This window comes from Coprococcus sp. OM06-34AC (genome assembly GCF_003462545.1).
Classification (GTDB): domain Bacteria; phylum Bacillota; class Clostridia; order Lachnospirales; family Lachnospiraceae; genus Coprococcus; species Coprococcus aceti.
This window is the reverse complement of the sequence record NZ_QTZF01000006.1, coordinates 67,190-82,825: the sequence shown is the minus strand read 5'-3', so window position 1 is coordinate 82,825 and position 15,636 is coordinate 67,190. Positions and strand designations below refer to the sequence as shown.

At 43.9% G+C, this 15,636-nt stretch carries 16 protein-coding genes and 1 other annotated feature (1 of these 17 running past the window's edge); all 16 genes read left to right on the top strand.

Annotation, left to right across the window (positions count from 1 at the left end):
- Window positions 1-186: a binding site (T-box leader), on the top strand (it extends 31 nt beyond the left edge of the window).
- A 125-nt stretch (window positions 187-311) separates the two neighbouring features.
- The 16 genes from DXB91_RS10750 to DXB91_RS10675 all read left to right on the top strand — a co-directional run bounded on the left by DXB91_RS10750 (window position 312) and on the right by DXB91_RS10675 (window position 15,402).
- Complete coding sequence (locus DXB91_RS10750; protein WP_022217547.1) at window positions 312-2,954, top strand: valine--tRNA ligase; 2,643 nt, start codon at window positions 312-314, stop codon at window positions 2,952-2,954.
- Window positions 2,955-3,084: 130 nt separating this feature from the next.
- Window positions 3,085-3,393 (top strand): rhodanese-like domain-containing protein, encoded by a 309-nt coding sequence (locus DXB91_RS10745; RefSeq protein ID WP_117875111.1) that lies wholly within the window; start codon window positions 3,085-3,087, stop codon window positions 3,391-3,393.
- Window positions 3,394-3,425: 32 nt separating this feature from the next.
- Window positions 3,426-4,583, top strand: a complete 1,158-nt coding sequence (locus DXB91_RS10740) for a THUMP domain-containing class I SAM-dependent RNA methyltransferase (protein ID WP_118017954.1) — start codon at window positions 3,426-3,428, stop codon at window positions 4,581-4,583.
- The gene (locus tag DXB91_RS10735) at window positions 4,580-6,274 is read left to right on the top strand and encodes a lectin like domain-containing protein (RefSeq protein WP_118017952.1); all 1,695 of its coding nucleotides are present in this window, start codon (window positions 4,580-4,582) and stop codon (window positions 6,272-6,274) included. Before DXB91_RS10740 ends, DXB91_RS10735 begins: the two co-directional genes overlap by 4 nt.
- Window positions 6,275-6,313: 39 nt before the next feature.
- A complete protein-coding gene (locus DXB91_RS10730) occupies window positions 6,314-6,916 on the top strand; it encodes an XTP/dITP diphosphatase (protein ID WP_022217550.1) in 603 nt (200 codons plus the stop codon).
- A 61-nt stretch (window positions 6,917-6,977) separates the two neighbouring features.
- The gene (locus tag DXB91_RS10725; protein ID WP_118017950.1) at window positions 6,978-7,502 is read left to right on the top strand and encodes a metallophosphoesterase family protein; all 525 of its coding nucleotides are present in this window, start codon (window positions 6,978-6,980) and stop codon (window positions 7,500-7,502) included.
- A 133-nt stretch (window positions 7,503-7,635) separates the two neighbouring features.
- Window positions 7,636-9,015, top strand: coding sequence for a 23S rRNA (uracil(1939)-C(5))-methyltransferase RlmD (rlmD, locus tag DXB91_RS10720; RefSeq protein WP_118017948.1), 1,380 nt, complete (start codon window positions 7,636-7,638; stop codon window positions 9,013-9,015).
- A gap of 190 nt (window positions 9,016-9,205) precedes the next feature.
- Window positions 9,206-9,799 (top strand): DUF6037 family protein, encoded by a 594-nt coding sequence (locus DXB91_RS10715; RefSeq protein WP_242992633.1) that lies wholly within the window; start codon window positions 9,206-9,208, stop codon window positions 9,797-9,799.
- Between the two features lie 158 nt (window positions 9,800-9,957).
- The gene (locus tag DXB91_RS10710; RefSeq protein ID WP_118017946.1) at window positions 9,958-10,551 is read left to right on the top strand and encodes a hypothetical protein; all 594 of its coding nucleotides are present in this window, start codon (window positions 9,958-9,960) and stop codon (window positions 10,549-10,551) included.
- 109 nt (window positions 10,552-10,660) lie between these two features.
- Window positions 10,661-11,095, top strand: coding sequence for a DUF6572 domain-containing protein (locus DXB91_RS10700; RefSeq protein WP_117549554.1), 435 nt, complete (start codon window positions 10,661-10,663; stop codon window positions 11,093-11,095).
- A 61-nt stretch (window positions 11,096-11,156) separates the two neighbouring features.
- Window positions 11,157-11,675, top strand: coding sequence for a type IV toxin-antitoxin system AbiEi family antitoxin domain-containing protein (locus DXB91_RS10695; RefSeq protein ID WP_243002940.1), 519 nt, complete (start codon window positions 11,157-11,159; stop codon window positions 11,673-11,675).
- Entirely contained in the window at window positions 11,672-11,821 is a 150-nt protein-coding gene (locus DXB91_RS14160; protein ID WP_158547590.1) for a hypothetical protein, read from the top strand. Before DXB91_RS10695 ends, DXB91_RS14160 begins: the two co-directional genes overlap by 4 nt.
- Before the next feature lie 62 nt (window positions 11,822-11,883).
- The gene (locus DXB91_RS10690) at window positions 11,884-12,561 is read left to right on the top strand and encodes a GDSL-type esterase/lipase family protein (RefSeq protein WP_117875129.1); all 678 of its coding nucleotides are present in this window, start codon (window positions 11,884-11,886) and stop codon (window positions 12,559-12,561) included.
- A 25-nt stretch (window positions 12,562-12,586) separates the two neighbouring features.
- Window positions 12,587-13,315 (top strand): XRE family transcriptional regulator, encoded by a 729-nt coding sequence (locus DXB91_RS10685; RefSeq protein WP_118017943.1) that lies wholly within the window; start codon window positions 12,587-12,589, stop codon window positions 13,313-13,315.
- Window positions 13,302-14,423: a hypothetical protein gene (locus DXB91_RS10680; protein ID WP_118017940.1), complete on the top strand. Its 1,122-nt coding sequence runs from the start codon at window positions 13,302-13,304 to the stop codon at window positions 14,421-14,423. Before DXB91_RS10685 ends, DXB91_RS10680 begins: the two co-directional genes overlap by 14 nt.
- Before the next feature lie 145 nt (window positions 14,424-14,568).
- The gene (locus DXB91_RS10675) at window positions 14,569-15,402 is read left to right on the top strand and encodes a hypothetical protein (RefSeq protein ID WP_015534232.1); all 834 of its coding nucleotides are present in this window, start codon (window positions 14,569-14,571) and stop codon (window positions 15,400-15,402) included.
- Window positions 15,403-15,636: the final 234 nt, after the last annotated feature.

The following is a 15,636-nucleotide window of genomic DNA, read 5'->3' as shown; positions in this document are numbered from 1 at the left end:
GGAGTCAGACAGAGAGAATGGTTCGTGGGCTGTGAGACCGTTCCTGACAGAGACTTGTGAAGGTAGCTTCTGAGCTGCATGGCTGAAAGATAATTAACAAGGATAAGCCATGCCGGGGCGTTCCCGTTATAGGATAAGATGAGATACAAAACAAGGTGGTAACGCGAATATTTACTCGCCCTTCTGACAGAATGTCCGGAGAGCGGGTTTTTTTGTGCAGTGCATAGGGAATAAGAAAGCTCCGGGGTAAAAAGTCCGGTCCGGATTTATCAAACAGTAAGAAATCAGTAACAATAGAAAGGAAGAATGAGATGAAAGAGTTAGAGAAGACATATGATCCTTCCCAGATAGAGGACAGACTCTACAGAAAGTGGGAGGAGAAGAAGTATTTCCACGCAGAGGTTGACAGGAGCAAGAAGCCATTTACGATCGTAATGCCGCCTCCAAATGTAACAGGACAGCTCCACATGGGACATGCCCTGGACAATACCATGCAGGATATACTTATCAGATTCAAGAGAATGCAGGGTTACTCAGCACTGTGGCAGCCTGGTACAGACCACGCAGCCATCGCAACCGAGGTCAAGGTTACAGAGAAGCTGAAGGAGCAGGGAATAGATAAGAAAGAGATCGGCCGTGAGGAGTTCTTAAAGCATGCATGGGCATGGAAGGAGGAGTACGGCAATCGTATCGTGAGCCAGCTCAAGAAGATGGGTTCATCCGCGGACTGGGACAGAGAGCGATTTACCATGGACGAGGGATGTTCCAAGGCAGTCAAGGAAGTATTTGTAAGACTGTACGAGAAGGGCTACATCTACAAGGGCTCAAGGATCATCAACTGGTGTCCTGTATGTAAGACTTCCATATCAGATGCTGAGGTTATACATGAGGAGCAGGACGGATTCTTCTGGCATATCAACTATCCTGTAGTTGGAGAGCCTGGAAGATTTGTGGAGATAGCAACCACAAGACCGGAGACACTTCTCGGAGATACAGCCGTTGCAGTAAATCCTGACGATGAGAGATACACAGATATAGTAGGAAAGATGTTGGAGCTGCCACTTACAGACAGACAGATTCCGGTTATCGCAGATCCATATGTTGACAAGGAGTTTGGAACAGGATGTGTAAAGATCACACCTGCACATGACCCTAACGACTTCGAGGTTGGAAAGCGTCACAATCTTGAGGAGATAAATATACTGAACGATGATGCAACCATAAATGAGCTCGGAGGCAAGTATGCAGGCATGGACCGCTACGAGGCAAGAAAGCAGATGGTGGCAGACCTTGACGCACTGGGACTTCTCGTAAAGGTAGTTCCACACAGCCACAACGTAGGAACACATGACAGATGTAAGACAACTGTAGAGCCTATGATCAAGCCTCAGTGGTTTGTCCGCATGAAGGAGATGGGCCAGGCAGCTCTTGACATCATCAAGACAGATGAGCTCTCATTTGTGCCTGAGCAGTTCGACAAGACATACATCCACTGGCTTGAGAACATCCGTGACTGGTGTATATCAAGACAGCTCTGGTGGGGACACAGAATCCCTGCATGGTACTGTGACGAGTGCGGCGAGACCATCGTCAGCCGTGAGACACCTACAGTATGTCCAAAGTGCGGATGTACACATCTCACACAGGATGAGGATACGCTCGATACATGGTTCTCATCTGCGCTGTGGCCATTTTCAACACTTGGCTGGCCGGATAAGACACCTGAGTATGAATACTTCTATCCTACAAGCGTGCTTGTAACCGGATACGACATCATATTCTTCTGGGTAATCCGTATGGTATTCTCAGCACTTGAGCAGACAGGCAAGAGCCCATTCAAGCATGTGCTGATCCACGGACTTGTAAGAGACGACCAGGGACGTAAGATGAGTAAGTCACTTGGAAATGGTATTGACCCGCTTGAGGTTATAGATAAGTACGGTGCAGATGCCCTTCGTCTGACACTTATAACAGGAAATGCTCCTGGAAACGACATGCGTTTCTACTGGGAGAGAGTTGAGAATTCCAGAAACTTTGCAAATAAGATCTGGAACGCAACACGTTTCATCATGATGAACATGGAGAAGGCAGATTTCACAAATGTGAAGCTGTCAGACCTGACAATAGCTGACCGCTGGATCCTGTCCAAGGTCAACACACTTGCAAAAGAGATGACAGACAACATGGAGAAGTTCGAGCTTGGTATCGCTGTATCCAAGGTATACGACTTCATCTGGGAGGAGTTCTGTGACTGGTATATCGAGATGGTTAAGCCTCGTCTCTACAACGATGAGGATGAGACAAAGGCAGCAGCACTCTGGACACTTAAGACAGTTCTGATCCAGGCACTTAAGCTTCTTCATCCATACATGCCATTCATCACAGAGGAGATCTTCTGCAACATTCAGGACGAGGAGGAGTCGATCATGATCTCCAAGTGGCCTGAGTACACAGACGAGTGGAACTTTGAGGCTGACGAGGCCGCTGTTGACACTATCAAGGCAGCAGTCCGTGCCATCAGAAACCTTCGTACAGGAATGAACGTACCACCTAGCAGAAAGGCAAAGGTATATGTCGTATCTGCAAAGGAGGACGTGAGACATATATTTGAGTCATCAAAGAGCTTCTTTGCCACACTGGGTTATGCCAGCGAGGTACACGTTCAGGAGGACAAGACAGGAATCGATGAGAATGCAGTATCAACACTGATCCACGATGCCGCTGTATACATTCCTCTTGAGGAGCTTGTGGATATCGACAAGGAGATCGAGCGACTTGAGAAGGAGGCTGCTAAGCTTGCCGGAGAGATCAAGCGTGCATCAGGAATGCTTGCAAATCCAAAGTTCGTTGACAAGGCCCCAGCCGCAAAGGTTGAGGAGGAGAAGGCAAAGCTTGCCAAGTACACTGAGATGTCTGAGCAGGTTGCCGAGCGTCTTGCACAGCTTAAGAAGTAATTATAAGGTCCCGACAGACGGAATTGGCTTTTCGCCTGCCGGGATCTTCGTTTTTATTGTGTCGATGAGACATTTCCTTCATATCATATAACAGAAGAGGTTTTTCTGTCGGTATGAAGGAGGTGGAGAAATGGGATTCACAAGTATTCCCATACGCAACATCATACGTGAAGCTGTTGCAAGGGGCGGCATAATAGTGGATGTCAGGGACCGCGATGAATTTCTGGAGGGACACATCCCCATGGCGGTAAATATTCCATTTGAGTTGATAGAAGCGAGGGAGTATACTCTTCCCAAAAGCAAATATCTGCTGGTATACTGTGCTCATGGGGTGAGCAGCATGAAGGCTGCGCTCATCATGAGCGAGGATGGATACAGAGTTATCAACACGGTGGGAGGCCTGGCGCAGTACAGAGGCCCGCTCACAAGACAGAGATAGAACAAATATACAACCCACAGAAAGGGCAGGAAATGAGTAGAGTAGAACTTATAGCTCCATGTCATTTTGGACTGGAGTCGGTACTGAAAAAAGAAATACTTGATCTTGGATACGAGATAGTCCAGGTGGAGGACGGAAGGATCACATTTGCCGGAGACGAGAGTGCGATTGCAAGGGCAAATATTTTTATAAGGACAGCCGAGCGTATCATGCTTAAATGTGGCAGCTTCAAGGCCGCCACATTTGACGAGCTGTTCGAGGGAACAAAGGCCATCGCCTGGGAGAAGTATCTGACAAGGGATGCAAAATTCTGGGTGTCCAAGGCGACATCAAACAAGAGTGCACTCTTCAGTCCATCGGATATACAGTCCATAGTCAAGAAGGCTATGGTTGAGAGATTGAAGCAGACATACAGAGTGTCATGGTTCACGGAGGATGGCGCAAGCTATCCGGTGAGAGTATTTATATTCAAGGATATAGTGACCATAGCACTTGACACGTCAGGTGTGTCACTTCACAAGAGGGGATACAGAAAGCTGGTTGGAAAGGCTCCTATATCGGAGACGCTGGCGTCCGCGCTGATCATGCTCACGCCGTGGCACAGCGACAGAGTCCTTGTAGATCCGTTCTGCGGAAGTGGAACATTTCCGATAGAGGCGGCCATGATAGGCGCACACATCGCACCGGGAATGGACAGGGAGTTCACGGCCCAGGAGTGGTCCAAGATCTGTGACAAGAAGATATGGTACAATGCGGTGGATGAGGCTCATGATCTCATAGACCGCGATGTGAAGATGAACATACAGGGATATGATCTGGATGGCGATATGGTGAAGTGTGCCATGGAGAATGCCAGGGCAGCAGGAGTGGAGCAGCACATCCATTTTCAGCAGAGGGATGTGAAGGATCTGAGAAATCCGAAGAAGTATGGATTTATAATCACAAATCCACCTTACGGAGAGAGACTTGAGGAGAAGGAGGCTCTGCCTGAGCTGTACAGGACCATCGGCGAGAGCTATAGGAGTCTTGATGACTGGTCAATGTTCCTGATCACATCGTATACGGATGCGGAGAAGTATATCGGCAGAAAGGCCGACAGAAACCGCAAGATATACAACGGAATGATAAAATCATATTTCTATCAGTTTATGGGACCGAAGCCGCCTAAACGAAGGAGAGAAGAAGCTTGAAGAAATTTGTATATATAATTCTGATCCTTGCCATAGGTGCTCTGGCGTATTACGGAACAAAGGAGCCGTCGGGACGTCTGGAGAAGAACGAGGAGGATCAGCACGCAGTTTCCGGCATGTCTGAGAAGCTTGCGGGCGATTACAATGAAGCGGGACTCACACTGTATGTAAATGGCAGTGAGGTGGAAGAGGACGAGTACAAGCCGTATGTAAGCAATAATCTTCACCTTATGATGCCGCTGAAGATGCTCAAGGATAAGATGAAGTGCACATACATAGAGTATGTGAATGGCAGTATCGTGATCAAGAGGAATGAAGGAGTCGCCAGACTGGTGCTTGATTCCCAGGATGCAGAGCTGGACGGCAAGGACGTGAAGATCGCGGATGCGCCGATAAAGAAGGATGACGAGATATTTGTCCCTATAGAGTATATAGCGGACACGCTTGACTATACATGTGAGTACAATTATGACACAGGCCGTGTATCCCTGCAGAAGGTCGGTGAGGACAGTAAGCTGCCGGCCGCCTACGACATGAGAAAAGAGGGCAGGGTCACAGAGGTCAGAGACCAGGGAGACTCGGGAACATGCTGGGCATTTGCGTCGCTGGCTGCGCTTGAGACAACTCTTATGCCGGATGAAAAGCTGCAGTTCTCTGTGGATAACATGACCATGAACAACGGATTTGGCGTTGAACAGTTTGAGGGTGGCCAGTACAGGATGAGTATTGCATATCTTGCATCCTGGAAGGGACCGGTTCTCGAGAAGGATGATCCGTACGGGGATGACAAGACGAACTCCAAGCTTAAGGCCGTGAAGCATTTGCAGGAGGCGGAGATAATTGACGACAAGAATCTGAAGGCTGTGAAAGAGGCAGTGTACACCAAGGGCGGTGTGGAGACTGCGATATACAGCGATATGATAGATGCCGACAGCAGCTCGGAGTATTACAACGAGGAGACTCATGCGTACTATTATGATGGTTCAGAGGGAATCAACCACGATGTGGTAATAGTAGGATGGGATGACAATTACAGCAAGAACAACTTTAACAAGGCACCGAAGAAAGATGGTGCTTTTATCTGTAAGAACAGTTGGGGAACCGAATTTGGCGAGGATGGATATTTCTATATATCATACTATGATGCGCATATTTGCGAGACCAGTGTTGTGTACACCAGACTTGAGGGTGCAGACAACTACGATAAGATATACCAGTCGGATAAGCTGGGCTGGGTAGGAGTCCTTGGATTTGACCAGGAGGATGCCTACTTTGCAAATGTTTACACGGCAGGCAAGAGCGAGGAGCTCAAGGCTGTGTCATTCTATGCTACTGATGCAAAGACGACATATGAAGTATATGTGGCTACAAATTTTGAGGACACTGACGATCTGGCAAATAAGAAGCTTGTCGCGTCAGGCGAGATGGAGTACGCAGGATACTACACGGTCAACATGGATGATGTGGTCAAGCTCCCGGATGAAAAGAAATTTGCGGTCATAGTACATATAACCACGCCGGGCAGCAAATACCCGATAGCCATAGAGTATGATGCGGATTCCATGACCGACAGCTTTGACATCTCCGATGGAGAAGGCTATATAAGTCTGTATGGAAATCAGTGGTACAGTGCGGAAAAAGAGAGAAAATGTAACGTCTGCCTCAAGGCATTTACGGATAAGACAGAATAAACAGGAAGTGTATGTAAGCTGTGGGAAAGGAGAACTATTATGGACAAGCTGATATTTGCAACGGGAAATGAAGGAAAGATGAAGGAGGTCCGCATGATACTTGCTGACCTCGGATTTGAGATACAGTCCATGAAGGAGGCTGGGATCGATATAGACATAGTGGAGGACGGACAGACATTTGAGGAGAATGCTCTGATCAAGGCGAGAGCCATCAGCAAGGAGAGCGGATGCCTGGTGCTTGCGGATGACTCAGGACTTGAGGTCGACTATATGGACAAGGCGCCTGGCATATACAGCGCGAGATTCCTGGGCGAGGACACATCGTACAGGATAAAGAACCAGTACATAATAGACAAGCTGGCCGGGGTTCCAGATCCTGAGAGGACAGCAAGATTCGTGTGCGCTATAGCAGCAGTGTTCCCGGATGGAAGCGAGTACACAGAGCGGGGAACCATAGAGGGAATCATAGGCTACGAGGAGCGCGGCGAGAACGGTTTCGGGTATGACCCTATATTTTACCTTCCAGAGCTGGGCAAGACCACTGCGGAGCTTGATCCTGAGGAGAAGAACAAGATCAGTCACAGGGGAAATGCACTGAGACTGATGAAGAACGTCATCAGAGCGCACAGGGAGAGTAAGTGAGAATCAGGAATAAATAAGTTAATGATCAATGGGATCGATGGATTCTCGTTAGGAGGAATAGATGAAAGTACTGATAATAAGTGACACTCATGGCAAGAGTAGCTGCTTAAAACAGATACACGATATAGTTGGCGACGTGGACATGCTGATACATCTCGGAGATGTTGAGGGAGATGAAAAGCTGATACATGATCTGTTTGACTGTGAGATCCACATGGTGAGGGGCAACTGCGATTACAACCCGGAGCTCCCGATATATGACGAATTCAACATCGGAGATAAGAGGGCATTTATAACGCATGGACACAGGTATGGTGTGAACAGCGGTATTTCATATCTGGAGGAGCTTATCGACACGGAAGGATATGACTTCGTAATGTATGGACACACCCACCGCCGTGACCTGACGAGCTACAAGGGTTCATATATAGTGAATCCGGGAAGTCTGGCTCTGCCGAGGGACAACCGGATTGGAACGTATATGCTGCTTGATTTTGACCAGCACGGAACGCCGTTTTTTGCGCAGAATGAGCTACCGAGGGTAGAGTCGAATGTGTCAAGTTTTCGAAGAAAATTTGACATGTAGCATCAGCCCTGCCGAAGGCAGCTTTAAATGGCTGATGTTCCATACCGGAGGAGAAGAAGAGGAAGAAGTTTTTTGAGGATCTGTGGGGATAGGGCAGACCGTTCCAGAAAAATAAATAAGGATTGGAAATAGAATGAAGAAACACGATATAGTTGAAGGTGTGATAGACACATATGAGTTCCCGAACAAGGGCAGCTTTCATATGGATGACAGAAAAGTAACAGTTAAGGGTGCGATAAAAGGTCAGAAAGTGAGCTGCCGTATAACCAAGCTGAAGAAGGGCAAGGCGGACGGAAGGCTCCTTGAGGTTCTTGAGAAATCTGAGCTTGAGGATGCTTCGCCAGTGTGTTCGCATTTTGGTATGTGCGGTGGCTGCAGTTACCAGACGCTCAGCTACGAGAACCAGCTCAAGGTGAAGGAGGAGCTTGTCAAAGGCCTCCTTGACGGAGTGATAGACAGCGAGGTTCACCCTTATGAGTGGCAGGGGATACTTGCATCTCCTGTGACAAAGGGATACAGGAACAAGATGGAGTTCTCATTTGGCGATGAGTATAAGGATGGTCCGCTGGCACTGGGACTTCACAAGAAGAACAGCACGTACGACATCGTACAGATGGATGACTGCTATATAGTAAATGATGATCTGAACAAGATAGTGAAATATACTGTCCAGTTCTGCAAGGAGGCGGGACTCCCATATTACAAAAAGATGCAGCACGAGGGGCTTCTGCGCCATCTGGTTATCAGACGTTCGGCGACAAATGGCGATCTGCTGGTGAATCTGGTGACAACCACCCAGAATCTGGCGGCTCTCGACCTTGATGCATACGTGAAGGGGCTGCTGGAGCTGCCGCTTGAGGGAAAGATCGCAGGAATCCTTCATACGGAAAATAACTCCATGGCGGATGCGGTCATCAGTGACAGGACAAATCTGCTATACGGAACAGAGTATATATATGAGACTGTCCTTGGACTTCAGTTCAAGATATCGCCGTTCTCATTCTTCCAGACAAATACCAAGAGCGCTGAGAGACTCTACGACAAGGCTCGTTCGTATGTGGGTGATACAAAGGATGCTGTCATATTCGACCTCTATAGTGGAACCGGAACGATAGCCCAGCTTCTTGCGCCTGTTGCAAAGAAGGTCATCGGCGTAGAGATCGTTGAGGAAGCTGTGGAGGCTGCCCGTGTGAATGCGGAGCTCAACGGCCTTGACAACTGTGAGTTCATCGCGGGGGATGTTCTTAAGGTCATAGATGACATAGAGGAGAAGCCGGATTTCATAGTTCTTGATCCACCACGTGACGGAATCAACCCAAAGGCTCTGACAAAGATCATTAACTATGGAGTGAAGGAGCTTGTGTACATAAGCTGCAAGCCTACATCACTTGCCAGGGATCTGGTGACTCTGCAGGAGAACGGATATTTCGTGACTAAGGCATGCGCTGTCGATCAATTTCCGGGTACTGTTCATGTAGAAACAGTCTGCCTTCTGTCGAGAAAAGCTCAATAAATCAAAGGATTTTGCCATTTGGGGAATAAAATAGATGTGCGTTTCTGTTTCCGTAGAGTGATGATATAAGTGGAGGTTTACCCCAGGGGATAGGCTTGGGGGAACAGGAGATATACATTTTGGCGAAAGGATACTTTTCGCCAAAGTGATATAATGAAATTGATATTGGTATAAGAACGAAGGTGATTGGATGAAAATGTTTGAATTTACTGGATTAAGAACCCTGCATAAAGACATGATGAAAAAGGGAGAAGAGAGAGCAACATTTCCATTTGGGTTTAATGGAAAAATTTTTAGTTGTATTTTCTTGACGGATATAATTCCATACCGCTTGTATTTGACAACTTTAGGATTATATCCGGTGGTATTTGAATTGGAAATAGAGAAAGGGTATAAGGCCAAATGTTTTATTGATGATTATAAAAAATTGGTAGATTATCTTGAAATAAAATATGATCCAACGCATAAATTTGTTCCGCTAGACTTTTTTGAAGCGTTAAATAAAAGAATTCCTAAAGAATTTATGATGCGCCCAGATTATAAAGAGACATTAAAAATTGCTTCTAAAAAAAGAAAAATTGAAGAAGAAGCTAAGGTATATTTTTGTGGTTGGAGAAGGAACGCAGCGGGGCAGAATGTACGAGAGAAAAATCTTGAAAAAACGAGAAGCGCATTTGGAGATGCAAAGGCAGAAATGTGTAAAAGAAAAAATATTAGTTCCTGTTGGACAGATTGTGCCTATGAAGAAGAATTGAAAAAATTGAATGATATAATTACAATGTGATTTAGAAAAGATATACTTTTTTGTGGTTTTGGAGGCAATAAGATGACTACAGAGTTAGAGCACAAGCCGCTACTTGACGGGAATGAACCAAATGGGCCCCATTGAAAGATACGAGGAAGCAGTTAGGCAGAGATATTAGTTTAAGCGGAGGATGGATCATGAACTTTTTAAAGTTATTACATGGTACGAAAAAAAAGAAAGATTTATTTGATATTGCCTGTGATTATGATGGCTATGACATTGTTTATGAAGAAGAGACAACTGACATAAATTTGTATAAGTTTTTTAATGAGATTATCACTAATTCAAGATATGACATCACAGTTCTGCCTGAGTATCGATTATTAATGGAAAATAATACAGAAGATGCATTTAATGAGTTCTATGATGCATGGGTTGATGCATTAATTGATCGGGGGTTCCTGTTTCATTTGGATGGTGAGGTGTCTATGGAGCAGTTTACGAAGGGGATTAATCGTATATTATCCGATATTGGATGTGAGAAACAGTTAGATTTGACTTTATTGGATCGGATGTATCAGGAAGAATTACAAAACTACTGTTTAAATGGGAAGGAGATTCATGAAGAAATCAATTATGATATTTTACAAAGCAATGTGATTGCTCGTGAATTGAGGTTGATAGGTTACGAACTAATAAGTTTGTTCAATGGATTTGATAATTACGATAAAGCTGTTATTCCTATTATAAAAATAGATGATTTAAAAGGAATTGAATCTATATTTAAGTAAAAATGATGAAAGCTATTTTGATATAGTTCTGAATTCGGAAAGGAGAATGGTACTATAGCAAAGAGAAAGACGCTGCCGAAGGATTTTGAGCAATTGGTAGAGGCTGGAAATGAGCAGGAAATCAAAAGTGTATTCGAAAAATGCGACATCAATGCATACGGAGGATACAATAAAGGAAATAGGTGATGATATGGAGTTAGAGAATAACGATGATAAGTTTAATATTGAAAAAACAGATACCATTGATGGCTTGGCATATGAACAAGACACCTCCAGCTTGTTACTTCTTCTTACAGACGGAATGGACTGGTCAGATATGAATCGACATTTATTGCTGTTGCAAGATAAACTCAATACCTATATCTGGTACATAGATTCAGGACAATATAAAGAAAAGTACCCAAATGTTAAAAGCGTAGAACTGCGTGTTAGTTTTTTGTTTGAGGAACCAGAGATATGCCGTAAGCTTTTAGAAAGAGCAAAGCAGGTGTTTGTCGATGTATTTGAGAATGTTGAGATGATTGTGGAGCATGGAACAAAATAGATAAACGGTGCTAAATCAGAAAAACATATGAAGGAAAATGTTGCTGTCATATCAGGAGTGTTTGGAAAAATATGGAACGGATTATAAAATTAAAAAATGTGTTCAAGAAGGGGAACTGTATGTAAAAGAAAAAGGCATCTATTCTGATAAGAGATATGTGCCGGAGCTGGAGATTATTTCTAAGAAATATCCCAATGCAATTATAACTCTGAATAGTGCCTTTTATTACTATGGATTGACGGATACCATACCAAATTTTTATTATGTTGCGACACCGAAAAATACAAGAAAAATCAGCGATGAAAGAGTGAAGCATTTTTATGAAAACAGCGAAGCATTTGATATGGGCAAAACTACAATGAATTATGATGGTGTGGATATTGTAATTTATGATAAAGAGCGTCTTCTTGTGGAACTGATACGGAATAAAAGAAAATTTTCTTTTGATTTGTACAAAGAATTAATTGCAAGTTATAGAAAGATTGTTCATGAACTGGATATGACTTTAGTTGCAGAATATGCGTATGAATTACCAAAGTCAAACATGGTAATGGAGACACTTAGATTGGAGGTTTTATGATGATAAATATACAGAAGCTTATTGAAGAAGCAAATGAAAATGGTTATCAGGGAGATAAGGCGTCAGCGAAAGTGTGTCAGGATATTGTGTTAAAAGCGTTATCGATTGGCCCATTGAGTAGAAATGTTACGATTAGGGCCGATTAGGTTAAGAATAGACTAGAACGTCGAGAAACTTTGAAGAAGAGAGGAAAGTAGAGGGGACTTCAATGAAAAATAAAGTAAAATTTGTATCTATTTTGGGTGATTCTATAAGTACATATTCAGGATATAATCCGATTGGATATAAGGTGTTTTATGATGAGTACAACTCTTTAAGAAATGACATGACATCGGTATATGATACATGGTGGGCAAAGGTAAACCAGTTCATTAACGCCTACATTTGTGTTAATAATTCTTATTCTGGAAGTAAGGTTGCAGGTGAAAAATTCCCTAGTGGAAATTGTGATCAGCGTACATCAAATTTGCATACAGAGCAGTACACACCTGATATGATTCTAATATATTTAGGGTTTAATGATTTTGGAAACGGTGTTCATATTACAAATGATAAGTTGGGAAGCCCTTCATTTTTCTCGTCCTATTATAATATGTTGCAAAAGATAAAGATGAATTATCCGAAAAGTAGAATTATATGTGGGACATTGATGGAAAGTTATATGAAAGGCGATAATAGTTGGAAATTTCCACATAAATGGGCTGGTGTATCGATATATGAATACAATGCGGCAATAAAAATTGCTGCAGAAATTGCGGGAATTGAAGTTGCAGATCTGGCATCACAGAATTTACGTTATGAAACATTAGACGGATCACACCCTACAAAAGAGGGGCATATAACTTTGGCAAAAGCATGGATTAATTGTTTGAAAAAAACAGTATAACAGATGGAGATAAGGAGGAAAACAAATGCTGCTTATAGGATCCAGGATTCAGGAGTACCGGAAGAAAGCCGGGCTGAATCAGGAGGAATTTGCGGAAAAGATGGGAGTCAGCAGACAGGCTGTGTCCAAGTGGGAGAGGGATAAGGCGTATCCTGATCTGGACAGGCTTGTGTGTATATGTGAGATTCTGGATGTACAGGTTGGAGAACTTATATATGGAAAGGGTGAGGAGCCGGAGGCGCCGGAAGAGGTGTCCGGGGATGGGACTTCAGCGAATAATGCTGTCCATCTGAAGAATCTCAGGGGAAAAGGCAGGCTTGCCAGATTGAAAATATTATTTTGCGTGATGGCAGCCATATGCGTTTTCTGTGTAATTGTGGTGGCGGTGCTGTTTGTGAGGAACGAGTGGATCAGCCATTCAGATAAGAACGGAAATGTGCGCGTGGAGAAGGTGTATCAGCAGTATACAAAAGCTGATTTGGCATATTTTGATGACAATGGCCGAAAGATCATGGATACTGTGTGGCTTGATGTACCGGGGATACGAGATGGAGATTACATACAGTTGTACACAGGGGCGGACGGTGATGGTCTGTTTCTGAATTACAAGACATCAACCATAGTTGCCGCATCATTTGTCATGCTGGTGTTTATTATTCTTCTGATCCTCATTGGACTTGAGATAAGAAGGATGAAGAAAGAAGATACACTTCAGATCATACTTGAGGATAAGACAGCCGATGAAAAAATGTAAAAAAATTGTCTGCGCGATCGTAATAGCATGCATACTGGCGGGAGTTGCATTTGTCGCTCTTGAGTTTATGGGCGTTATTGATCTGAACAGTGCGCGGAAGACGGAAGAAAAAAGTGAAACTGAACAGGATGGAAATAAAATAGCTGACGATGAGACAGAGCCTTGGCATATAGTGTTCAAGGGATATGCCTTCTCTGTGAAGCCGGTAGGACTGGCAATCATACATGAGAGTGGCTGTCTTAATATAAGAAGCTGTGATGATTATCTGATACAGATCGATGTGGAGGATAAGACGATGGCGGATTTCTGGGACAACAGAGAGCAGCGCAAGAAAAATATTGAGGACGCAGGTTATGTGATGGAGCTGGAGCCTGAGAAGTTCGAGATACAGGGGAAGGAATATATCAGATACATAGCGAGTCTTGCAAATGAACGAGGTGCGAAGTTCGACAGATCATATTTTTATCAGCTTATATGTGATGCCGGGGAAGGGCAGCGTTTCTTTACTTCGATAAGATTTGATGAGATAGATATAGATGCGCTGAGCGGGTCGGAGAGAGCTGAGGTATATGAGAAGGCTGCCGATGAAGCTGTGGCTATTGTTGCGGGGGCCGTTCCCACAGATGAGACAAATGATATGACAGGCTCATACTGGCAGGAGGACGAAGCTATGGAGACGGGAGTAGTGGACAGTGTCGTGAATGGAGATACTACCGTGTCATATGAAATCCCTGAAAATTACAGCCTTCAGAATGAGGATTTGTCAGGTAAGACATACTATTCAGACGGTGATAAGATCACGGTTGTGACTTCGATCGTACCATATAGCTGGATGACAGCATCTGATATGGCAGACAGAAAGACCGGGGCCGGAATATCAAAGGTAACAGAGGAAGGTCAGTGTGAGGTAAATGGTGTGACATTTTATTACTACACATATTCGACCTTATATATAAAGGACGGCAAGAGAAATATCACATACTATTTTAATGCATATGCTGATCTGAAGGATGGGAACATATATACAGTCAGCGGATTTGCCGATGATAATCCGGATGCCATGGACAGAGACACTTATTATAGTTTCATGAACATTACGGAGAAATAAGCACTATAGATTGCAAAAAAGTGACGAAAATCCCTATAATTCCGGTTTGCTACCCATAGTTGCCTGGTTGCAACCGATTACGGCTTGATAAAATATAGTGACATTCTCAATAATAAAGCCACTAGGTTTTAAGGAGGATTATTATATGAGGAACAGGAAAATGTTGATTGCAGGACTTATCACGGTGGTGATGGGAATTTCTATAGTTGGATGTGGAAATGATGGCAAATCCACCAGAGAGACGGAGTCAACAGAGCAGGTAACCGAAACGGAAATGGCAACGGAGGAGGAATCTGAGGCTGAGGATACAGGTGATACTGAATCTGATGATTCATATGCAGATGAAACCGATTACAGTGATGACAGTGAGGAATCCACAGAATTTACGATGCCTGTATATGAGGATTTTACATTGGCATCGGGACTCAGCGAGAATTACGCAGATCTTGACAATAGGTCATTTGTATATAATGGAAAGAAATTCACTTTAGGTGAGTCCACCTTGAAGGATCTTATAGACGGTGGAATACCATTTGAGCAGAATTCTCTCAATAACAGTGGCAACAATGTAAATAAAAATTACGAAACTGACAGATACACAGCAGAAATCAATGACTACGTAACGATGCAGTTTATGTTTGGCAACTTTACTGACGGTGAGCAGAAGGCAGAGGATTGCGTTCTCTCATATGTAAGGTATTCACACCTTTTTGTGCCAAACCCGGATTATGATGCCAGCATGAATGCAGAGATCAGTGAGATGATGATTGACGGTGCAAAGCAGGTGAACTTCTCATTCCCTACAACTATCACCAAGGATCAGTTGCTTGAAAAGTGCAGCGAGAATGCAGAAGTAGATGGCAAGATAGTCAAGTACAGTGTAGATTCTGAGGTTTATATGGGAAGCAGCGGCTATACATTTGAGTTTGACGATACAACAGGACAGCTCAAAGAGGTCAGAATAAGCTGGCTTCCGTAACTAAAAAGTAATCAGAATAAGAGTTAGAAGAAAAGCCGGATATCTCTATAAAATAGGGATACCCGGCTTGTGACTTTCTTACGGTTTCTCTCTTCCTCAACCATCTCTGATAGCATCTCTTTGACATCCTTCGATTTCTTGATGTTATCATGGCTTGGAGGATTTGTAAACCAAATGTATGCTGTGGACAGCAGAATGAAATCCAAAGGTATTCTCAGTAATTTCTCTCTACTT